Source organism: Pseudoalteromonas maricaloris, assembly GCF_024746855.1.
Classification (GTDB): Bacteria; Pseudomonadota; Gammaproteobacteria; order Enterobacterales; family Alteromonadaceae; genus Pseudoalteromonas; species Pseudoalteromonas maricaloris.
On the sequence record NZ_CP024625.1, the window covers coordinates 1,620,263 to 1,641,010 of the forward strand.

Sequence of the window (20,748 nt, forward strand, 5' to 3'; positions counted from 1 at the left end):
TTTTAAATGACTGAATTTGATTACAAACCTTTCCTTAAGACATTAACAACAGAACCTGGTGTGTACCGCATGTACGATGTGGACGACCAGGTTATCTATGTTGGTAAAGCAAAAAACCTCAAAAAACGAGTTTCTAGCTACTTCCGTTCAAATATCACAGATAGTAAAACGCGAGTATTGGTCAGTAATATTGACCATATTGAAGTAACGCTAACGAATACCGAAACCGAAGCGCTGCTTTTAGAAAATAACTTAATTAAGAAATACCAACCACGATATAACATCCTCTTAAGAGATGATAAAAGTTATCCGTATATTTTCCTGAGCGCCCATCAACATCCAAGACTTGCATTTCATCGTGGTAGTAGAAAACAAAAAGGCGAATATTTTGGTCCTTTTCCTAGCAGTGCTGCGGTATCGGAAAGTCTAAGGTTAATGCAGAAGATCTTTCCGGTTAGGCAATGCGAAGATGCGTATTACCGCGCACGCAGCCGACCTTGTTTGCAGTATCAGTTAAAAAGATGTTCAGGACCATGCGTTGGCAAAGTAAGCGACGAAGAATACCAAGAACAAGTAGCCATGGTTCGACAGTTTTTGACGGGACGCTCTCAGGACGTCATCTCAGCACTGGTGGAACGAATGGAAACCGCCAGTATGTCTTTGGATTTTGAGAAAGCAGCAAAACACAGAGATCAAATTGCTTTATTAAGGCAAATGCAAGAACAGCAGTCCATTGCAGGGAACTTTGCAGAGCTTGATGTCATTGGTTATGAGCAGAAGAACGGTTTAGTGGCCATTCATGTACTGATGATAAGGGAACACAAGGTACTTGGGACGAAAACACATTTTCCAAAAGTACCAAAAGATTCTGGCGCAGATGAAGTGCTAACTTCTTTCATCGGGCAGTATTATATTTCAACGGGTAACCACTCTAGAATTGCTAAAGAAATTGTATTGCCATTCGAAATAGAAGAAGGAAGTGCATTAGAAGCTGCACTGACTCAAGTTTCGAAGCGCAAAGTTAATTTCAAATGTAACGTTCGTGGGGAACGAGCCCAATATCTTGCATTAGCAAATAAAAATGCGCAAAACAGTATTGAAGTTAAACAAAGTGCACAAGACTCAATCACCAAACGATACGCCAAACTAAAAGCAGTGCTAGGGCTGTCAGACATTCAAAGAATGGAGTGTTTTGATATCAGTCATACCATGGGAGAAAACACGGTCGCATCGTGTGTTGTGTTTGATGGTCAAGGGCCAAACAATAGAGAGTATCGCAGATATAACGTCACAGGGATCACCCCTGGGGATGATTACGCAGCGATGGATTTTGCATTAAATAAGCGCTACGGCAAAATGTCGGATGAAGCGAAAGTACCCGATATTATTTTTATTGATGGTGGTAAGGGGCAGTTAGGTAGGGCGGAATCTTTCTTCGCTGATTGGCAACTCAGTAAAATGCCGATACTGATAGGGGTTGCAAAAGGCACAAGCCGAAAGCCTGGATTAGAAACATTGCTAATAGATGGTGGTCGTAAAACGGTGAATGTCGAAAGTGATTCACCTGCATTACACCTTATCCAGCATATCCGCGACGAATCACATCGCTTTGCAATTGCAGGGCATCGTAATAAAAGACAAAAACAAAGAACGCAATCTGTGCTTGAAGAGATTGAAGGCGTAGGTCAGAAAAGACGTCAGGCACTACTTAAGTTTTTAGGAGGCATGCAGGGAGTTAAATCTGCAAATATACATCAATTAAAGCAAGTTCCTGGGATCAGCCCTGAAATGGCTGAAAAGATATTTAATCATTTGCATGACAAAGCTTAAGCAATCATGCGAACATAGAAAAAAAGACAATACCAAGTAGTTATGTGGAATATTCCAAATACGCTCACAACATTTAGATTGCTACTCATTCCCGTGTTTGCAGTCGTTTTTTATCTTCCTTATTCATGGGCGTTTTTTGCCGCCGCTTTTATTTTCTGGTTAGCTTCCGTTACCGATATCCTCGATGGCTATCTTGCGCGTAAGTTGGAACAGTCAACACCATTTGGTGCTTTTTTAGATCCTGTTGCCGACAAGGTGATGGTCAGTGTTGCTTTAGTGATACTTGCTACACATTATGATAATTATTTCATTACTATTTCTGCTGTTGTCATTATTAGTAGAGAAATAGTTATTTCTGCGCTGCGTGAATGGATGGCCGAACAAGGTAAAAGAGGTAGTGTTGCAGTATCTTGGCTGGGCAAATTCAAAACAGCTGCACAGATGTTAGCTATTATAGGTTTGATTTGGCAATTATCAGATTGGATGACAATGCTAAGTTACGCACTTTTAGCTATCGCGACATTGCTAACATTAGTTTCTATGATCCAGTATCTCTATGCTGCAAAAGGAGAATTGACTAATTCTTGACTTGAAATGATTATAAACCCAGCGGTTTAGATAAATTTTGAGCAAACGATTCAAAACATTCATTTTTTATGTTGACGCGTTCCAGAACTTCTGTAGAATGCGTCCGTGTTGAGAGGGCAGTATGTCATCTAAATGAAATTTAGATAGCATCACCTAGCAAGTTAAAGTTTAAAGAAGCTTAGTAAATAAGTAGATTTAAATAATGGAACGCGAGTATAGCTCAGCTGGTAGAGCGCGACCTTGCCAAGGTCGAGGTCACGAGTTCGAACCTCGTTACTCGCTCCAAATTTGCGGCGGAATGGCAGAGTGGCCATGCAGCGGATTGCAAATCCGTCTACCTCGGTTCGACTCCGGGTTCCGCCTCCATTTCTCAACATATCCACATGCGAAAGCAAGCCCGATGCCCGGGTGGTGGAATTGGTAGACACAAGGGATTTAAAATCCCTCGCTGGTAACAGCGTGCCGGTTCAAGTCCGGCCCCGGGCACCATTTATATCGGGATTTGTATGTAACAAATCTATATGGTTTTTATATACAAAACGGAACGCGAGTATAGCTCAGCTGGTAGAGCGCGACCTTGCCAAGGTCGAGGTCACGAGTTCGAACCTCGTTACTCGCTCCAATTTTTGCTTTCACACCCGATGCCCGGGTGGTGGAATTGGTAGACACAAGGGATTTAAAATCCCTCGCTGGTAACAGCGTGCCGGTTCAAGTCCGGCCCCGGGCACCATTTATTTTTCACATATCAAATTTACCAGTGTGAAAAATGGAATGCGAGTATAGCTCAGCTGGTAGAGCGCGACCTTGCCAAGGTCGAGGTCACGAGTTCGAACCTCGTTACTCGCTCCAATATTCTTCATGGCGGAATGGCAGAGTGGCCATGCAGCGGATTGCAAATCCGTCTACCTCGGTTCGACTCCGGGTTCCGCCTCCATATCGCATATTCTCCTTATTCTTAATATCTTTCTTATTTACCTTTTTTATTATACAAAAACGCCACTGTTACTGATTTATCCACATCTTTTTTACTTAGACATTGTTTCTTTAGATCCCAGAATCATTACTATAGCTACTAGCCAATAATAAGAAGGATCGAAAGTTAGTATTCAATACCTTTATAAACGCACCTATCTTCATATTTTCGATAAAAGGTATCATTTAGGTATCTAGTCCTGCTTATTGGATAGACTTACTGCTTCTTAGTAGCTTTGCATTTTCACTTCCACATAATTTACGTACACCTTCTCTACATAAAGCAGAATTGACCTGGCTTTGTTTCGATTTCTATATGTAAGTAGACAAGTTGATATGCTAACAGATGCTATATAACGCCATTTGTTTTAGTTGTTCCACTGTGATGCTTAAAGTTTATGTAGGCTCGCGTGACCTCAATTCGGTTTTCCTGAGCAAAAAACATACTGTTTTGACATGTTTCGTTTGTTTTTTGTTCGAACAAATCTTTTTTATAAGTTTTAATGAAAAAAGGGGTTGCACTAAAATCGGATCTCCCTATAATGCGCATCCACCGACACCGAGCGCAACGCTGAAAAGCAACAGGCTAACGAGGTGAGGGTCAAGTAAAACTTAGGTTTTGAGGCTTCGAAAAGAAACTTAAAATAAAGTGTTGACAACAAAAACGGGTTGAGTAAAATGCACAGCCCTCGAGATGCGAAAGTGACTCGAAACGTTCTTTAAAAATATGAAGCAATCATCTGTGTGGGCACTCGTACAGGTTGAGTTCTAACAGCAGATTCTAGTTCGCTAGATGACGCAAACAAATTTAGAGTCTCAATTGAGCTGAGTGACCAACAGAATAAACATAGTTTATTCAGCACAGTCAATTCGATACCGAAAGGTATCAAAATCAGAATTCAATGAGCACGAAGCTTAGGCTTCAAAAAAACTTTTAATTGAAGAGTTTGATCATGGCTCAGATTGAACGCTGGCGGCAGGCCTAACACATGCAAGTCGAGCGGTAACATTTCTAGCTTGCTAGAAGATGACGAGCGGCGGACGGGTGAGTAATACTTGGGAACATGCCTTGAGGTGGGGGACAACCATTGGAAACGATGGCTAATACCGCATAATGTCTACGGACCAAAGGGGGCTTCGGCTCTCGCCTTTAGATTGGCCCAAGTGGGATTAGCTAGTTGGTGAGGTAACGGCTCACCAAGGCAACGATCCCTAGCTGGTTTGAGAGGATGATCAGCCACACTGGAACTGAGACACGGTCCAGACTCCTACGGGAGGCAGCAGTGGGGAATATTGCACAATGGGCGCAAGCCTGATGCAGCCATGCCGCGTGTGTGAAGAAGGCCTTCGGGTTGTAAAGCACTTTCAGTCAGGAGGAAAGGTTAGTAGTTAATACCTGCTAGCTGTGACGTTACTGACAGAAGAAGCACCGGCTAACTCCGTGCCAGCAGCCGCGGTAATACGGAGGGTGCGAGCGTTAATCGGAATTACTGGGCGTAAAGCGTACGCAGGCGGTTTGTTAAGCGAGATGTGAAAGCCCCGGGCTTAACCTGGGAACTGCATTTCGAACTGGCAAACTAGAGTGTGATAGAGGGTGGTAGAATTTCAGGTGTAGCGGTGAAATGCGTAGAGATCTGAAGGAATACCGATGGCGAAGGCAGCCACCTGGGTCAACACTGACGCTCATGTACGAAAGCGTGGGGAGCAAACAGGATTAGATACCCTGGTAGTCCACGCCGTAAACGATGTCTACTAGGAGCTGGGGTCTTCGGACAACTTTTCCAAAGCTAACGCATTAAGTAGACCGCCTGGGGAGTACGGCCGCAAGGTTAAAACTCAAATGAATTGACGGGGGCCCGCACAAGCGGTGGAGCATGTGGTTTAATTCGATGCAACGCGAAGAACCTTACCTACACTTGACATACAGAGAACTTACCAGAGATGGTTTGGTGCCTTCGGGAGCTCTGATACAGGTGCTGCATGGCTGTCGTCAGCTCGTGTTGTGAGATGTTGGGTTAAGTCCCGCAACGAGCGCAACCCCTATCCTTAGTTGCCAGCGATTCGGTCGGGAACTCTAAGGAGACTGCCGGTGATAAACCGGAGGAAGGTGGGGACGACGTCAAGTCATCATGGCCCTTACGTGTAGGGCTACACACGTGCTACAATGGCAGGTACAGAGAGCAGCGAGCTAGCGATAGTGAGCGAATCCCTTAAAGCCTGTCGTAGTCCGGATTGGAGTCTGCAACTCGACTCCATGAAGTCGGAATCGCTAGTAATCGCAAATCAGAATGTTGCGGTGAATACGTTCCCGGGCCTTGTACACACCGCCCGTCACACCATGGGAGTGGGTTGCTCCAGAAGTGGATAGTCTAACCTTCGGGAGGACGTTCACCACGGAGTGATTCATGACTGGGGTGAAGTCGTAACAAGGTAGCCCTAGGGGAACCTGGGGCTGGATCACCTCCTTATACGATTTAGAACTTATTTGTTCGAAGTGTCCACACAGATGATTGTTGCTTGGCCGGATGGCTAAGTGATATTGCTCTTTAAAAATTTGGAAAAGCTGAAAAATTAAATTCTGATAGATAACGTAAAGTTATTTGTCGAGTTTTCGAAAGAAAATGCCGATTAATCATTTCGATGATTAATTAGCGTCTACTTTAGTATTCAATATTAACTTCTGGCGAAGTTAAACTGTCTTTGACGATGCAAACCATTTTGGGTTGTATGGTTAAGTGACTAAGCGTACACGGTGGATGCCTTGGCAGTTGGAGGCGATGAAGGACGTACTAACTTGCGATAAGCCTAGTCAAGCCAGTAAGAGGCGCTTGAGACTAGGATTTCCGAATGGGGAAACCCACCTGCTTGCAGGTATCGTTAACTGAATACATAGGTTAACGAGGCGAACGCGGAGAACTGAAACATCTAAGTACCCGTAGGAAAAGAAATCAACCGAGATTCCGAAAGTAGCGGCGAGCGAAATCGGACCAGCCCTTAAGCTTTAGTGTAGTTAGTGGAACATGTTGGAAAGCATGACGAAACAGGGTGATAGTCCCGTACACAAAAACTTATCTAAAGTGAAATCGAGTAGGTCGGAGCACGTGAAACTTTGACTGAATATGGGGGGACCATCCTCCAAGGCTAAATACTCCCAACTGACCGATAGTGAACCAGTACCGTGAGGGAAAGGCGAAAAGAACCCCTGTGAGGGGAGTGAAATAGAACCTGAAACCGTGTACGTACAAGCAGTAGGAGCCTACTTGTTGGGTGACTGCGTACCTTTTGTATAATGGGTCAGCGACTTATATTCTGTAGCGAGGTTAACCATTTAGGGGAGCCGTAGCGAAAGCGAGTCTTAACTGGGCGCTTAAGTTGCAGGGTATAGACCCGAAACCCGGTGATCTAGCCATGGGCAGGTTGAAGGTTGAGTAACATCAACTGGAGGACCGAACCCACTAACGTTGAAAAGTTAGGGGATGACCTGTGGCTAGGAGTGAAAGGCTAATCAAACCGGGAGATAGCTGGTTCTCCCCGAAATCTATTTAGGTAGAGCCTCGGACGAATACTTACGGGGGTAGAGCACTGTTAAGGCTAGGGGGTCATCCCGACTTACCAACCCTTTGCAAACTCCGAATACCGTAAAGTAATATCCGGGAGACACACGGCGGGTGCTAACGTCCGTCGTGGAGAGGGAAACAACCCAGACCGTCAGCTAAGGTCCCAAAGTGTATGTTAAGTGGGAAACGATGTGGGAAGGCTAAAACAGCTAGGAGGTTGGCTTAGAAGCAGCCACCCTTTAAAGAAAGCGTAATAGCTCACTAGTCGAGTCGGCCTGCGCGGAAGATGTAACGGGGCTAAACATACCACCGAAGCTACGGCTGCAGACTTTGTCTGCGGGGTAGGGGAGCGTTCTGTAAGTGGCTGAAGGTGTGCCGGGAGGCATGCTGGACATATCAGAAGTGCGAATGCTGACATGAGTAACGACAAGAGGAGTGAAAAACTCCTCCGCCGGAAGACCAAGGGTTCCTATCCCATGTTAATCAGGGTAGGGTGAGTCGACCCCTAAGGCGAGGCTGAAGAGCGTAGTCGATGGGAAACGGGTTAATATTCCCGTACTCGGTATGAATGCGATGGGGGGACGGAGCAGGCTAGGCAAGCATGGCGTTGGTTGTCCATGTGAAAGGCTGTAGGCTGGTGACTTAGGAAAATCCGAGTTGCCAAGGCTGAGAGTCGAGACGAGCCACTAAGGTGGTGAAGTTGTTGATGCCCTACTTCCAGGAAAAGCCTCTAAGCTTCAGTTCATACTGAATCGTACCCTAAACCGACACAGGTGGTCAGGTAGAGAATACTAAGGCGCTTGAGAGAACTCGGGTGAAGGAACTAGGCAAAATTGTACCGTAACTTCGGGAGAAGGTACGCTCTTGTTTGTGAAAGACTTGCTCTGTAAGCAAACGAGAGCCGCAGTGACCAGGTGGCTGGGACTGTTTATTAAAAACACAGCACTGTGCAAAATCGTAAGATGACGTATACGGTGTGACACCTGCCCGGTGCCGGAAGGTTAATTGATGGGGTTAGCTTAGGCGAAGCTCTTGATCGAAGCCCCGGTAAACGGCGGCCGTAACTATAACGGTCCTAAGGTAGCGAAATTCCTTGTCGGGTAAGTTCCGACCTGCACGAATGGTGTAACCATGGCCACGCTGTCTCCACCCGAGACTCAGTGAAATTGAAATCGCAGTGAAGATGCTGTGTACCCGCGGCTAGACGGAAAGACCCCGTGAACCTTTACTACAGCTTGGCACTGAACATTGACCCTACATGTGTAGGATAGGTGGGAGGCTTTGAAGCAGAGACGCTAGTTTCTGTGGAGCCGACCTTGAAATACCACCCTTGTAGTGTTGATGTTCTAACTTAGGCCCCTGAATCGGGGTTGAGGACAGTGCCTGGTGGGTAGTTTGACTGGGGCGGTCTCCTCCCAAAGAGTAACGGAGGAGCACGAAGGTTTGCTAAGTACGGTCGGACATCGTACGGTTAGTGTAATGGTAGAAGCAAGCTTAACTGCGAGACAGACACGTCGAGCAGGTACGAAAGTAGGTCATAGTGATCCGGTGGTTCTGAATGGAAGGGCCATCGCTCAACGGATAAAAGGTACTCCGGGGATAACAGGCTGATACCGCCCAAGAGTTCATATCGACGGCGGTGTTTGGCACCTCGATGTCGGCTCATCACATCCTGGGGCTGAAGTCGGTCCCAAGGGTATGGCTGTTCGCCATTTAAAGTGGTACGCGAGCTGGGTTTAGAACGTCGTGAGACAGTTCGGTCCCTATCTGCCGTGGGCGTTTGAGAATTGAGAGGGGCTGCTCCTAGTACGAGAGGACCGGAGTGGACGAACCGCTGGTGTTCGGGTTGTGATGCCAATTGCATTGCCCGGTAGCTACGTTCGGAACTGATAACCGCTGAAAGCATCTAAGCGGGAAGCAGGCCTCGAGATGAGTTCTCACTTTGACTTAGAGTCAACTGAAGGGCCGTTGAAGACTACAACGTTGATAGGCGAGATGTGGAAGTGCTGTGAGGCATTAAGCTAACTCGTACTAATTACCCGTGAGGCTTAACCATACAACGCCAAAGTGGTTTATAAGCGACAGAAGTTAATAGACTAAAGTAGACAAAAGAATTTAATAGCTTTTTCCGGATTTACATTGATGAGGGAGACTTCATTGATGAACAGAATTTCCTGGTGACTATAGCGTTTTGGACCCACCTGACCCCATGCCGAACTCAGAAGTGAAACAAAACAGCGTCGATGATAGTGTGGATTACCCATGTGAAAGTAGAACATCGCCAGGGCCAAATAAGAGAAACCCGTTGCAGTAATGCAGCGGGTTTTTTGCTGTTTGGGATATAGATATTTGAGATTTAAAAACCTCGCGAGGTAAACTCGTTCCCACTCCCACCACAGTATCAGCACAGTACAACATGGTAGGTGGTGGTTTATCCGCCGATAGGTTGCAATGAAGTTCCGGCAAAAAAACCATGTACATAAAAACCCGTTACAGTAATGCGGCGGTTTTTTTGCTGTCTGGTGTATAGAGATTTGAGATATAAAACCTCGCAAGCCAATCAACACATCGCGAGGTGAACTCGCTCCTACCACAGCATCAGCACAGTGCAACATGATGGTGGGAGGTGGTTTACCCGCCGATGGCTTGCAATGAAGTTCCGGCAAAAAAAACATGTACATAAAAACCCGTTTCAACACTCGCTCCCACCAGATACACAGCGTTAACTCTCATTGAAGTTTTGTATTCTTTCTTTAATTTTAGTGCTAGAAATTCCTTGGGTATAAGGGATATAAACAACCTGAATATTTTGTGGTGCTAAAGCGGCTTCCAATGCCTGCCAGCGGGGCGTGTGTTGCCATTCATCACCGCAGATCACAAGGTTTACTCTTTGTTGTGCGATCCAGTGCGCTGCTCGCTCAGTATCAGCCATTGGTGCACCGACTAAAACCGCTTTATCTACGCATGCTAATGCCTTAATAATACTTAAGCGCTCGTCTTGATCCATTATTGACGCTCGTCCCTTACTTTTTAACGCAAATGCATCCGGTGCGACCCCAACAACTAAGTAATCTCCGTGTGATTTCGCTAACGACAAATACGTTAAGTGACCAGGGTGAAGCAGATCAAAATAACCAAGCGCTAAAACACGGCACGGCTGTTGTGATTTCATCTGCTTTTGTACGAACTGCATAAGATTTTTTAAAAGACCGTCATGAGGTTTGAATTGTAATAGCACCTTAAGCATGGCATGCATTTTTTTGAAGTTGCCTTTTTTCCACTCAGTGTAGAGGTGAGAGTAGGCATAACAGTAATATAAGTAGGAATCTTGCTTAATATTCGGGGCGCAGACGATGGTATCAAAATTTGCGTCAGGTATTTTCCAATCCAGCCCATATAATGCTTGTAAGATTTGTTCTGGATACTGGGGATAACAAATTTCTCCAGCAGGTGAGCTGATGCTCACAACTTGAATAGCAGAGAAACGCGTCACTCTATTCCAAGTAAAAGGTACGTCTTGCATCCATAAACCTGATATGGTGTCTCCAGTGCTTTGCTCTGTGGCATAACCGCAAAGGTCAAGCACTAAGCCTGATTGGTGGCGAAAACATCGAGGGTTTATAAGTCCATAGGATTGCGCTTCTTCCTGCCAGCCAAAATGCTGTAAATGTTCGATTGCGCTTTTCATGTGAGACCAGTCGATACCAATATCAACATCTTTATCATTTTCTAAGAGTTGACCTTCACGCTCTAACCCGAGCAAAGTACCAGCCGTAGGAAAAGCATAAAATCCCGCCTTTTTTAAGGATGACAATGTTTGTAGTAATAGGTGTAAAGCGTGTTCAGGAGTTAGTTTAGTTGAGCTCGCGCTTTCATGTATTGGTACTTCGGATGATTGAACTTCAGCAATGTTTGTCAGTGCGTCATGCTGCAAGCGCCATCCTAGCGCTTGATAGAAGGTTTGAGCGGCGAGTGGTAGTTGTCTGTTTTGTTGATAACTGCGAGCGAGAATATAATAGCTATCTGGTACATCTGGGTGTTTATGTAGCAGTGCCTCAAGTTGTTCAATCCATTCACTCCCGGCTTGTCTACGCTGCGCCAATTGCGCGAGATATAAAATGACCTGCTGGGTGGGCTGCTGTTGATATAGCCGCTGAAATGCTTGCTCTGCTGCTTGAACTTGGCCCGAAGTAAAATACTCGATGGCCTGTGTCATCTTTCTATTAAGTTGTGACTGTTTAATTGCTGTGTCTTTCTGCATCGAGTAAATACCTTGTTGTGCTGCTTTTAGTTTTTGTAGTCACAGAGTCCATATTTTGATGACCCACTTTAATGGATTTGATGTGTTTAATGTGAAGTCGCTAGCGGTTTTATACTTCTGCACGCTCGGGCATTTTGCCAACCGGCGGAAGCTCCACTATGATTACTTTAAATCAGGAAATCGGAGAGCGAAAGTGCTACCAGTTTTAATTATTGTTTCTTCTCTGACAGTACTCGCCCCTGATGAATTGTTTAAGATATTACAGGTTATTCAAGATTTAAACATCTCTAACCCAACACAAGCAACTCGAGTATATGAAGCCGCGTTACCCAAACTTCCAGAACAGCCCTCTAAAGGTATCTATGAGTTACATCGCTCCGGTTTAGAAGCTGCAATTAAAACAAACGATACGGTCAGAATTCGTGAAATAGTAGCGCTATTTTCCGACAAAACTGAGTGGCTTGCGTATTTGCAGTCCGAAAAGGGGCAAATTGCAAATTACCTCGCGATTTATTATCGCCGGATCGGTAAGCCTGCGCTTGCGCAAAAAAACTATGAATGTGCTCTTAAGTACTCAACTCACGAGCAAAGGCCACTTATCGTTAATAATCTTGCTGTTTTATATCGAACAACAGGGCAGTTAGAAGAAGCAATCAATATTTTAGCGCCGGCATTGTCTGAGGTGAAGGATGAACAACTGGAAGCGGCACTTAACAATAACTTAGCTAATGTTTATTTTGATATGAGTAAGTATCAGCATGCTGCAAGACTATATAGGCAAGCTTTCCTCTATCATCAAACAGCAGAACAAGCTTACGAAGCGAGCTATACGGGGTTAAATTTATTAAATGTTTATTTGCTTGCCAATCAGTGGAAAAACTTTAGGCGCTATATGAATACAGTGAAAACTCAGCTAAGTGCGGTAGAGGATAAAGAATTATCTATTGTGTTTACTTGGCAGGAGCTAATTTTTCAAAAAAGTAGAAATGGCATACAGCCAAATGCAGATCAAGTAGAGTTTCTTATTTCGACTTTACCCATATTGCTCCAAAGTGATTACGGCAGCAATATGGAGAAGTATGTTTATACATTGCAACTCCCAGAATTGATAGCGTCATATAATACGTTACTGTCTGAGCAGCAAAAAGTGGCCGACAGTGTATCGACGGATACTTCGCTACCGGAAGTTGCGCTATCTTGGTGTGAACACTAATCCATCACAAAAAACTATTACCACAGCACTACTCTTTATACTTTGAATAGTAGATGTAGTCAGGTGGGGCTGATAAATAATGAGTACCTTTGACTCAACCATCACAGAGCAATACCAATTTACTTAATTAAGTGGTCTATTTTGAGGCAAAAAAATCTTGTCGATAGCCCGGCAAAAATTTTGCTATTTAGTTGTTCTAAATGATAAATTTTTAACACAGCTAGCGTCAGATTTAATTCCTCAAATTGAACAAGTATTAAGTTAAATTGGTATAACATCAAAGGTCAAAAGCAAGTTTAGAGTTAGAAAGTCCACGCTAGATGTAGCTGGGGAACAGATTCATTGGTATCTGTGCCAAGTTTGTTACGCCAATATTGCCATTCAACCCCTAACATTAACTGATTGTCAGGCATACCTACCGCGTTGCCTAGATCCCATTGTAGAACTGGCTGCGCGAGCAACCAGCCTTTTACGTCATTACCCAACTCGTTTTCTCGCTCGCCAATATATTCTACGTGACCTGTGAGATAGAACTTCTGCTCGCCAATTGTAAAGGGGTAACCCCAAGCGAGATCTATCATCCAGCTATCACTTTCTTTAGGCGCACCGCCATGACTAATACCTTGGCTATCGTCTTGATAAAGTGTGAATGTAGAAGAGAAAAAATTGAACCCATCAAAATTCCAATTTACTTTGACACCAGGTAAGTATTTCATCACCTTAGCGTCTCCGGCTGCATTGAAACCCATGGTTAAGCTAACGTCAGCTATGGCGTCGAAAGAAGACTTAAAGCCTGCAATCTTTGACATCGAGAAGCTCGAATACCACTCTCCATAAAAGTCACCGTCTTGGTATCCATCACTAAGGTCATCTTTGCTGTAATCGATAAAGAAGAAATTATCGCCGTAGCGATATCCAGACGCATGTTGTAATGAGTAAACCGTTGCCGTTGCTTCGCTTCTGCTAAACGGGTTTTTGAAATCACCGTGGTTTATATGTAGTTGTGTTGTACTCCAATCAGCAGCATAACCAAATGTGCTAAAAGCGAGTGAGGAGGAAATGATGAGCGTGTTGATTTTCATTTATTAATTCGGATAGCGTTAAAAATGAAAGTATAACAAAAGCGCCCAAAGTTGGGCGCGTAAACCGAATAAATTATGCTTTATTTCTTCTTAGGCAGATAACGGTAATGGCGGTGAAAGCCAAAATGAAACAGTAATAAGAAGAGCTAGATACATCCCAAGGGCTGATTTTAAACGTGGCCCCGAGTAGCAGCGCTTGTGCACCATAGGGTAAAGAGCCTTGCATAACACAAGCGAAAATATCTAATAAGCTTGCTGAACGTTTAGCTGAGATCTTTCCATCGTCAGCCAGTTTTTTAGCGACAGGGCCTGCAACTATGATACTTACCGTGTTATTTGCGATACACAAGTTACTTGTTAGCACGAGTGCAGCAATGCCGAGTTGATCTGCAACTTGACGGTGCCATTTTGCGATAATGCTGGTAATTTTTTGGATCTGTTTGGCTAAAAAATCTAGGCCGCCATTGATACGAATAAACTCAGATAAACCACCAATGAACATCGACAGCAAGAAAATCTCCTGCATATCACTAAAGCCTTTATAGATATCGTTTAAGAACGCAGCGCCTTGATAGTCACCGGCAAAACCCATACAGCCAGCAAAAACGATACCACTAAAGAGCACAACAAAAACATTGATACCAATCACCGCCAAGACCAAAATAAATGCGTATGGTAAAACTAATAACCAATCAAACGGCTTGGTTTCTACAACCTGCGGCTCTGGAGTTAAAAACACCAAGAGTAAAACAGTCAGCAGTGCAGCTGGTAGGGCTATTTTTAGATTCTCTCTAAATTTATCTTTCATTTCACAGCCTTGCGTTCGCGTTGCTGCAATTGTGGTATCGGAAATAATAGATAAGTTATCGCCAAACATTGCCCCCGAAACGATGGTACCAGCCATAAGTGCCGGATCAATTCCGGTTTTCATCGCGACGGCAACAGCAATAGGTCCAATTGCACCAATTGTGCCCATGGAGGTTCCCATTGCAGTAGAGACGACAGCAGAAATAAGGAACAAGCCGGGTAATAAAAATGCCGGAGGAATAAGTGATAAACCGGCGTTAACCACAGCGTCAACACCGCCAGTGGCACTTGCAACCGCAGAAAAAGCACCTGCTAATAAATAGATGAGGCACATGGTGATGATATTGCTGTGTCCTGCGCCTTGAATAAAAGTTTCGACACTGCGGTTGATGGTATCTTTATTAAGTAAAAAAGCGAGAACGATGGCTGGTAAAATCGCGACAGGAGCTTTTAATTGATAAAACGCATAATCAACGCCTTGCGATTGCAAATACAATCCTGCGCCAAGAAAAATCCCTACAAAGGTCAACAGCGGCAATAATGATAGTTTTGCCTTTGTTTGATTGTAATTTGGTTGCATAGCACTCCCCAACAATAAAGCACAGCCAATAGCCAGCTGTAAAACCGCACAACACACCTAATACCAATTGTATTAATTCTCCAACCAATTTGAAGGGGGAACTAGCATATTAGCGTCGTTAAAAATTTTTCATTTAGAACAACTAAATAGCAAAATTTTTGCCTAGCTACTAAAGCTATTTCTCCGCTTCAAAATAGCCCATTTACTTAATGCAATTGGTATAAGATGAAAATCTCTCAACTTCAATAGGTGAGCGAGCGCAGCAGTTTATATGTTTAGACGTCTAAAGTCTAATGTTTTATTATTTTCAACTTAACTGACTATGACACACAGATACGGTAAACTCTACTCCCGCAAAAACACATTTCTATTATCCGGTTAGCCATCGTTGCTGCCTTTTGGATAATCAACATCGCAAATAAAAAAGGGTAACGTATGACAAGAATAGGTATTTACGGTGCGAATGGCAGAATGGGGTTAGCATTGATTGAAGCCTGTTATTTGTCGCGACAAGTAGAGCTAGCCAACGCTTTTGTACGAGATAATTCACAATATCTTGATAAAGCAGTTAATCAATTGCAGCCTCAAGCAGACGCAAATATCTGTTTTAGCTCCGAGCAAAGTAAGCTTGAAAATGTTGACGTATTAATAGACTTCACTTTGCCAGAGGGCATGAAGCAGCATTTATCAGCTGCAATTGCCGCTAAAAAACCGATGGTGATCGGTACTACTGGACTGACAGCAAGTGAAATGGCGCTGTTGGTCGAAGCCGCAAAAGATATCCCAATTGTGTTTTCTCGCAACTATAGCGTTGGCATTAACCTGCTACTGAACTTAGTACAAACAGCCGCACAAAAGCTGGCTGACGACATGGATATTGAAATTTTCGAAGCGCACCACCGCAACAAAATCGACGCACCCTCAGGAACTGCACTCGCTATCGGAGAGGCGATTGCAGAAGCAAAAGGCTGGCAACATGATGAGGTTGCGGTTTACGACCGAAGCCAGAGCCATGAAGCGAAATCTCAACAAGAAATCGGTTATTCGGTCCTTAGAGCGGGAGATATAGTAGGTGAACATACGGCTTACTTCTCGACAATGGGGGAAAGGCTCGAATTAACACATAAAGCAGCGTCGAGATTGACCTTTGCGTCAGGTGCTGTAAGGGCTGCGCAGTGGTTAAAAGATAAGCCAGCAGGCCTTTATGATATGCAAGATGTGCTAGATTTAAAGAAGTAGGTATAACATTTTGAGGCTTTAAAGCAAAAAAAGAGTTTAATGGCTTATTTTTATAATTTTTGTGATTTGTATTAGACGAAAAGGCATTCATGCTGTAGACTATAACGAATTTGCCAAAATTTTAATAACTGCGTGTTACCAAGCGCTTTGTAGACGGGATGTTGAGCGTTTTGCTTTCGCCCGTTTTTTACTATTAGGAGGTTAACTTGACTAAATCCGCTCTGTTAGTCCTTGAAGACGGCACGGTGTTTCGCGGTACTGCTATCGGTGCTGACGGTATGTCAGTCGGTGAGGTGGTATTCAATACGTCAATGACGGGGTATCAAGAGATCTTAACGGATCCTTCATACGCGGAACAAATCGTTACGCTTACTTACCCACATATCGGCAACACCGGTACTAACAGCGAAGATGAGGAAGCGGACAAGATCTGGGCAAAAGGCCTAGTGATCCGTGACTTACCACTGCTTGCGAGTAATTTCCGTAACGAACAATCATTGAGTGATTACTTGAAAGAACGCAATATCTTAGGGATCGCAGATATTGATACTCGTAAACTAACTCGCATTTTACGTGATAAAGGCGCTCAAAACGGCTGTATCATCGCAGGCGACGAAGTAGATGAGCAAAAAGCGCTAGAAGCGGCGCAAGCATTCCCTGGCTTGAAAGGGATGGATTTAGCAAAAGTAGTAACAACAGAATCTCAGTTTGAATGGCGTGAATCAAGCTGGACTCTAGGCGAGGGCTTTAAAACGCTTTCTGCTGAAGAAGAAAAATTCCATGTTGTTGCGTACGATTTTGGTGTGAAAAAGAACATTCTTAGAATGTTAGTTGATAGAGGCTGTAAGTTAACCGTTGTTCCAGCAGAAACCTCCGCTGCTGACGTACTTGCATTAAACCCTGATGGTATCTTCCTATCAAATGGCCCTGGCGACCCTGAGCCATGTACTTATGCCATTGAAGCAATCAAAGCATTTTTAGAAACAGATACACCTATTTTTGGTATTTGTTTAGGCCATCAGTTATTAGCACTTGCTTCTGGTGCGAAAACAGTAAAAATGAAGTTTGGTCACCATGGTGGTAACCACCCGGTTAAAGACTTAGATCGTGATGTCGTGATGATCACTGCACAAAACCACGGTTTTGCTGCTGACGAAGCAACGCTTCCTGATACGCTACGTGCAACGCACAAGTCACTGTTCGATGGCACACTGCAAGGTATTCACCGTACTGATAAGCCAGCGTTTAGCTTCCAAGGTCACCCTGAAGCAAGTCCTGGTCCACATGATGCGGCACCGCTATTCGACCATTTCATTGAATTAATGCAATCTCGCAACGCTTAATTAGACCGGAGTAATAATGCCAAAACGTACCGACATAAAAAGCATTCTGATTTTGGGCGCAGGCCCAATCGTTATCGGCCAAGCATGTGAATTCGATTACTCTGGTGCTCAGGCCTGTAAAGCGCTTAGAGAAGAAGGCTATAGAGTTATTCTTGTAAACTCTAACCCTGCGACTATCATGACTGACCCTGAAATGGCGGATGCAACTTACATCGAGCCTATTCACTGGGAAGTGGTAGAAAAGATCATCGAAAAAGAAAAGCCTGATGCGGTGCTGCCGACTATGGGTGGCCAAACAGCTCTTAACTGTGCGCTAGACCTAGATAAGCACGGTGTGCTTGCTAAACATGGCGTTGAGCTAATTGGTGCGACTGCAGATGCAATCGATAAAGCGGAAAACCGTGAGCGTTTTGACGCGGCGATGAAAAATATCGGCTTAGAATGTCCTCGTGCTGAAATTGCACACTCAATGGATGAAGCGCACGATATCTTAACTCGAATCGGGTTCCCATGTATTATTCGTCCTTCATTCACGATGGGCGGCACCGGTGGTGGTGTTGCGTATAACATGGAAGAGTTTGACGAGATCTGTACTCGTGGTCTTGACCTGTCACCAACAAATGAGCTGCTTATCGATGAAAGCCTATTAGGCTGGAAAGAATATGAGATGGAAGTGGTTCGTGACAAAAACGACAACTGTATCATCGTATGTTCAATCGAAAACTTCGACCCAATGGGCGTACACACTGGTGACTCAATCACAGTTGCACCAGCACAAACGCTAACTGATAAAGAATATCAAATCATGCGTAACGCCTCGATGGCGGTACTTCGTGAAATTGGTGTTGAAACGGGTGGTTCAAACGTTCAGTTTGGTGTTAATCCTGTTGATGGCCGTATGGTTATCATCGAGATGAACCCGCGTGTATCGCGCTCTTCTGCACTTGCGTCAAAAGCAACGGGATTCCCGATCGCTAAAATCGCTGCCAAGCTTGCCGTAGGTTATACGCTTGATGAGCTTCAAAACGACATCACAGGTGGTGCAACTCCAGCATCATTTGAGCCGTCAATCGACTACGTAGTGACTAAGATCCCTCGTTTTAACTTCGAAAAATTCGCAGGTTCAAACGACCGTCTAACTACGCAAATGAAGTCTGTTGGTGAGGTAATGGCAATTGGTCGTAACCAACAAGAATCATTACAAAAAGCACTACGAGGCCTAGAAGTGGGTGCAACGGGTCTGAACCCAATCGTTGCACTTGACGCGCCAAACGCAAAAGAAACGATCATCCGCGAATTACGTGAGCCGGGTGCTGAGCGTATTTGGTATATTGCTGATGCGATGCGTCACGGTATGTCTGTTGAAGAGGTATTTGAACTCACTAAAGTTGACCCTTGGTATCTAGTGCAAATCGAAGACATCTTAAAAGATGAAGCGACAATCGCTGAAGTGGGCATGGCAGGTCTAAACAAAGACTTCCTGCGCCGCTTGAAGCGTAAAGGTTTCTCAGATGCTCGCATTGCCGAAATCGCAGGCGTATCAGAAAAAGAAATTCGCAAGAAGCGTCACCAGCTTGAAATTCTGCCTGTTTACAAGCGCGTAGACACATGTGCTGCAGAATTTAGCTCAGACACCGCTTACATGTACTCAACGTATGATGAAGAATGTGAAGCGAATCCTTCTGACAAAGACAAAATCATGGTTATCGGTGGCGGTCCTAACCGTATCGGTCAAGGTATCGAATTCGATTACTGCTGTGTACACGCAGCCCTTGCGATGCGTGAAGATGGCTATGAAACTATCATGGTTAACTGTAACCCAGAGACAGTTTCAACAGACTACGATACGTCTGACCGCTTATTCTTCGAGCCAATTACACTGGAAGACGTGCTAGAAATTGTCCGTGTTGAAAAGCCAAAAGGCGTGATCGTTCAGTATGGTGGTCAAACTCCACTTAAACTGGCACGAGACCTTGAAGCGAATGGTGTGCCAGTGATTGGTACTTCTCCTGACGCTATCGACCGCGCAGAAGACCGTGAGCGCTTCCAACAGCTTGTAGAGCGTCTAAACCTACTACAACCAGAAAATGCAACGGTAACGTCACTAGAAGAAGCGGTTGCTAAATCACAAGAAATTGGCTTCCCACTGGTTGTTCGTCCATCATACGTACTTGGTGGTCGTGCAATGGAAATCGTGTACGATGAAGACGACTTACGTCGCTACATGACAGAAGCGGTGTCTGTTTCTAATGAAGCGCCAGTACTACTTGACCGTTTCTTAGATGATGCAATTGAAGTAGATGTTGATGCTATCTGTGACGGTGAGAACGTTATCATCGGCGGTATTATGGAGCACATCGAGCAAGCAGGTGTTCACTCGGGTGACTCGGCCTGTTCATTGCCTGCACACACGCTGCCGCAAGATATTCAAGATGTGATGCGTAAGCAAGTCCGTGATATGGCGCTGGAACTAGGTGTTGTTGGCCTGATGAATACCCAGTTTGCGGTGAAAGACGGCCAAGTTTACCTGATTGAAGTTAACCCGCGTGCTGCTCGTACAGTACCATTTGTTTCAAAAGCAACAGGCGTTGCACTTGCAAAGGTTGCTGCACGTTGTATGGTTGGCCAGTCTCTTGAAAGTCAAGGTGTAACGAAGGAAGTTATCCCTCCATATTACAGTGTGAAAGAAGTGGTATTGCCATTCGCTAAGTTCCCAGGTGTTGACCCAATGCGTGGTCCAGAGATGCGCTCGACGGGTGAAGTGATGGGTGTTGGTGAAAACTTCGCCGAAGCATTCGCAAAAGCCCAATTAGGTGCATCAAACACTTTACCACGTGGCGGCCGCGCGCTACTATCTGTGCGCAATGGTGATAAGGCACGCGTAGTTGAACTAGCTAAGACAATGAAAGCAATTGGTTTTGAGTTAGATGCAACGAATGGTACGGCGAAAGCGCTTGAAGAAGCGGGTATTGAAGTACGTCGCGTAAACAAAGTATTCGAAGGCCGTCCTCATATTCTTGACCGTATCAAGAATGGTGAGTACAGCTATATCGTTAATACTACCGAAGGTCGCCAAGCTATTGAGGACTCGAAGGTGTTACGTCGTGGTGCACTTCAGCATAAGACTAACTACACCACTACGCTAAATGCAGCGTTTGCAAACTGTACAGCGAATGAAGCTGACGACAGAAGTTCTGTAAACTCTGTTCAAGAACTACACCAGCGTTTGAACTAAAAAGAACAAGGCCAGAGCGTCAGCTCTGGCAATGAGTGAGA

At 44.6% G+C, this 20,748-nt stretch carries 9 protein-coding genes, 7 tRNA genes and 3 rRNA genes; 16 read left to right on the forward strand and 3 right to left on the reverse strand.

Annotated features, from left to right (window positions below; translation table 11 throughout):
* The first annotated feature begins 6 nt into the window (after positions 1-6).
* The 12 genes from uvrC (at position 7) to rrf (ending at position 9,234) form a co-directional block, all read left to right on the forward strand.
* On the forward strand, positions 7-1,830 hold the full coding sequence (uvrC, locus tag CTT31_RS06930) for an excinuclease ABC subunit UvrC (protein WP_130126515.1): 1,824 nt from the start codon (positions 7-9) through the stop codon (positions 1,828-1,830).
* Positions 1,831-1,872: 42 nt separating this feature from the next.
* Positions 1,873-2,418 carry a CDP-diacylglycerol--glycerol-3-phosphate 3-phosphatidyltransferase gene (pgsA, locus tag CTT31_RS06935; protein WP_010375584.1) on the forward strand — a complete coding sequence of 182 codons (546 nt, stop codon included), beginning with the start codon at positions 1,873-1,875 and terminating at the stop codon, positions 2,416-2,418.
* Positions 2,419-2,627: 209 nt separating this feature from the next.
* Positions 2,628-2,703 (forward strand) — tRNA-Gly (locus CTT31_RS06940).
* 7 nt (positions 2,704-2,710) lie between these two features.
* Positions 2,711-2,784, forward strand: a tRNA-Cys gene (locus CTT31_RS06945).
* Positions 2,785-2,820: 36 nt separating this feature from the next.
* Positions 2,821-2,907 (forward strand) — tRNA-Leu (locus tag CTT31_RS06950).
* Between the two features lie 57 nt (positions 2,908-2,964).
* Positions 2,965-3,040, forward strand: a tRNA-Gly gene (locus CTT31_RS06955).
* 21 nt (positions 3,041-3,061) lie between these two features.
* A tRNA-Leu gene (locus CTT31_RS06960) sits at positions 3,062-3,148 on the forward strand.
* A gap of 43 nt (positions 3,149-3,191) precedes the next feature.
* A tRNA-Gly gene (locus CTT31_RS06965) sits at positions 3,192-3,267 on the forward strand.
* An 11-nt stretch (positions 3,268-3,278) separates the two neighbouring features.
* Positions 3,279-3,352, forward strand: a tRNA-Cys gene (locus tag CTT31_RS06970).
* Positions 3,353-4,325: 973 nt separating this feature from the next.
* Positions 4,326-5,858, forward strand: a 16S ribosomal RNA gene (locus tag CTT31_RS06975).
* Between the two features lie 261 nt (positions 5,859-6,119).
* Positions 6,120-9,003: ribosomal RNA gene (locus CTT31_RS06980) — 23S ribosomal RNA — on the forward strand.
* Between the two features lie 117 nt (positions 9,004-9,120).
* Positions 9,121-9,234, forward strand: a 5S ribosomal RNA gene (rrf, locus tag CTT31_RS06985).
* The 16S, 23S and 5S rRNA genes sit together here, the layout of an rRNA operon.
* A gap of 435 nt (positions 9,235-9,669) precedes the next feature.
* Here rrf and CTT31_RS06990 read toward each other — a convergent pair.
* Positions 9,670-11,208, reverse strand: coding sequence for an adenylyltransferase/cytidyltransferase family protein (locus CTT31_RS06990; RefSeq protein WP_260492246.1), 1,539 nt, complete (start codon positions 11,206-11,208; stop codon positions 9,670-9,672).
* Between the two features lie 193 nt (positions 11,209-11,401).
* On the opposite strand from CTT31_RS06990, the gene CTT31_RS06995 reads away from it, so the two are divergent.
* Entirely contained in the window at positions 11,402-12,421 is a 1,020-nt protein-coding gene (locus CTT31_RS06995) for a tetratricopeptide repeat protein (protein WP_260492247.1), read from the forward strand.
* A gap of 302 nt (positions 12,422-12,723) precedes the next feature.
* On the opposite strand, the gene CTT31_RS07000 is transcribed toward CTT31_RS06995, so the two are convergent.
* Both CTT31_RS07000 and CTT31_RS07005 read right to left on the reverse strand, forming a co-directional pair.
* On the reverse strand, positions 12,724-13,503 hold the full coding sequence (locus CTT31_RS07000) for a nucleoside-binding protein (protein ID WP_260492248.1): 780 nt from the start codon (positions 13,501-13,503) through the stop codon (positions 12,724-12,726).
* A gap of 73 nt (positions 13,504-13,576) precedes the next feature.
* Entirely contained in the window at positions 13,577-14,890 is a 1,314-nt protein-coding gene (locus tag CTT31_RS07005) for a Na+/H+ antiporter NhaC family protein (protein ID WP_239361244.1), read from the reverse strand.
* Positions 14,891-15,325: 435 nt separating this feature from the next.
* Between CTT31_RS07005 and dapB the strand changes: the two genes are divergently transcribed.
* From dapB to carB, 3 genes are all read left to right on the forward strand, one after another.
* Complete coding sequence (gene dapB / locus CTT31_RS07010; RefSeq protein ID WP_039495517.1) at positions 15,326-16,129, forward strand: 4-hydroxy-tetrahydrodipicolinate reductase; 804 nt, start codon at positions 15,326-15,328, stop codon at positions 16,127-16,129.
* A 206-nt stretch (positions 16,130-16,335) separates the two neighbouring features.
* Complete coding sequence (gene carA, locus CTT31_RS07015) at positions 16,336-17,472, forward strand: glutamine-hydrolyzing carbamoyl-phosphate synthase small subunit (protein ID WP_010377970.1); 1,137 nt, start codon at positions 16,336-16,338, stop codon at positions 17,470-17,472.
* A 16-nt stretch (positions 17,473-17,488) separates the two neighbouring features.
* The gene (gene carB / locus CTT31_RS07020; RefSeq protein WP_039495519.1) at positions 17,489-20,707 is read left to right on the forward strand and encodes a carbamoyl-phosphate synthase large subunit; all 3,219 of its coding nucleotides are present in this window, start codon (positions 17,489-17,491) and stop codon (positions 20,705-20,707) included.
* Positions 20,708-20,748 lie beyond the last annotated feature (41 nt).

Bases quoted from the DNA above. Each gene is read 5' to 3' on its own strand.
- CTT31_RS06990 (WP_260492246.1), bottom strand. From the start codon at position 11,208: ATGCAGAAAGACACAGCAATTAAACAGTCACAACTTAATAGAAAGATG.
- uvrC (WP_130126515.1), top strand. From the start codon at position 7: ATGACTGAATTTGATTACAAACCTTTCCTTAAGACATTAACAACAGAA.
- dapB (WP_039495517.1), top strand. From the start codon at position 15,326: ATGACAAGAATAGGTATTTACGGTGCGAATGGCAGAATGGGGTTAGCA.
- CTT31_RS07000 (WP_260492248.1), bottom strand. From the start codon at position 13,503: ATGAAAATCAACACGCTCATCATTTCCTCCTCACTCGCTTTTAGCACA.
- pgsA (WP_010375584.1), top strand. From the start codon at position 1,873: ATGTGGAATATTCCAAATACGCTCACAACATTTAGATTGCTACTCATT.
- CTT31_RS07005 (WP_239361244.1), bottom strand. From the start codon at position 14,890: ATGCAACCAAATTACAATCAAACAAAGGCAAAACTATCATTATTGCCG.
- carB (WP_039495519.1), top strand. From the start codon at position 17,489: ATGCCAAAACGTACCGACATAAAAAGCATTCTGATTTTGGGCGCAGGC.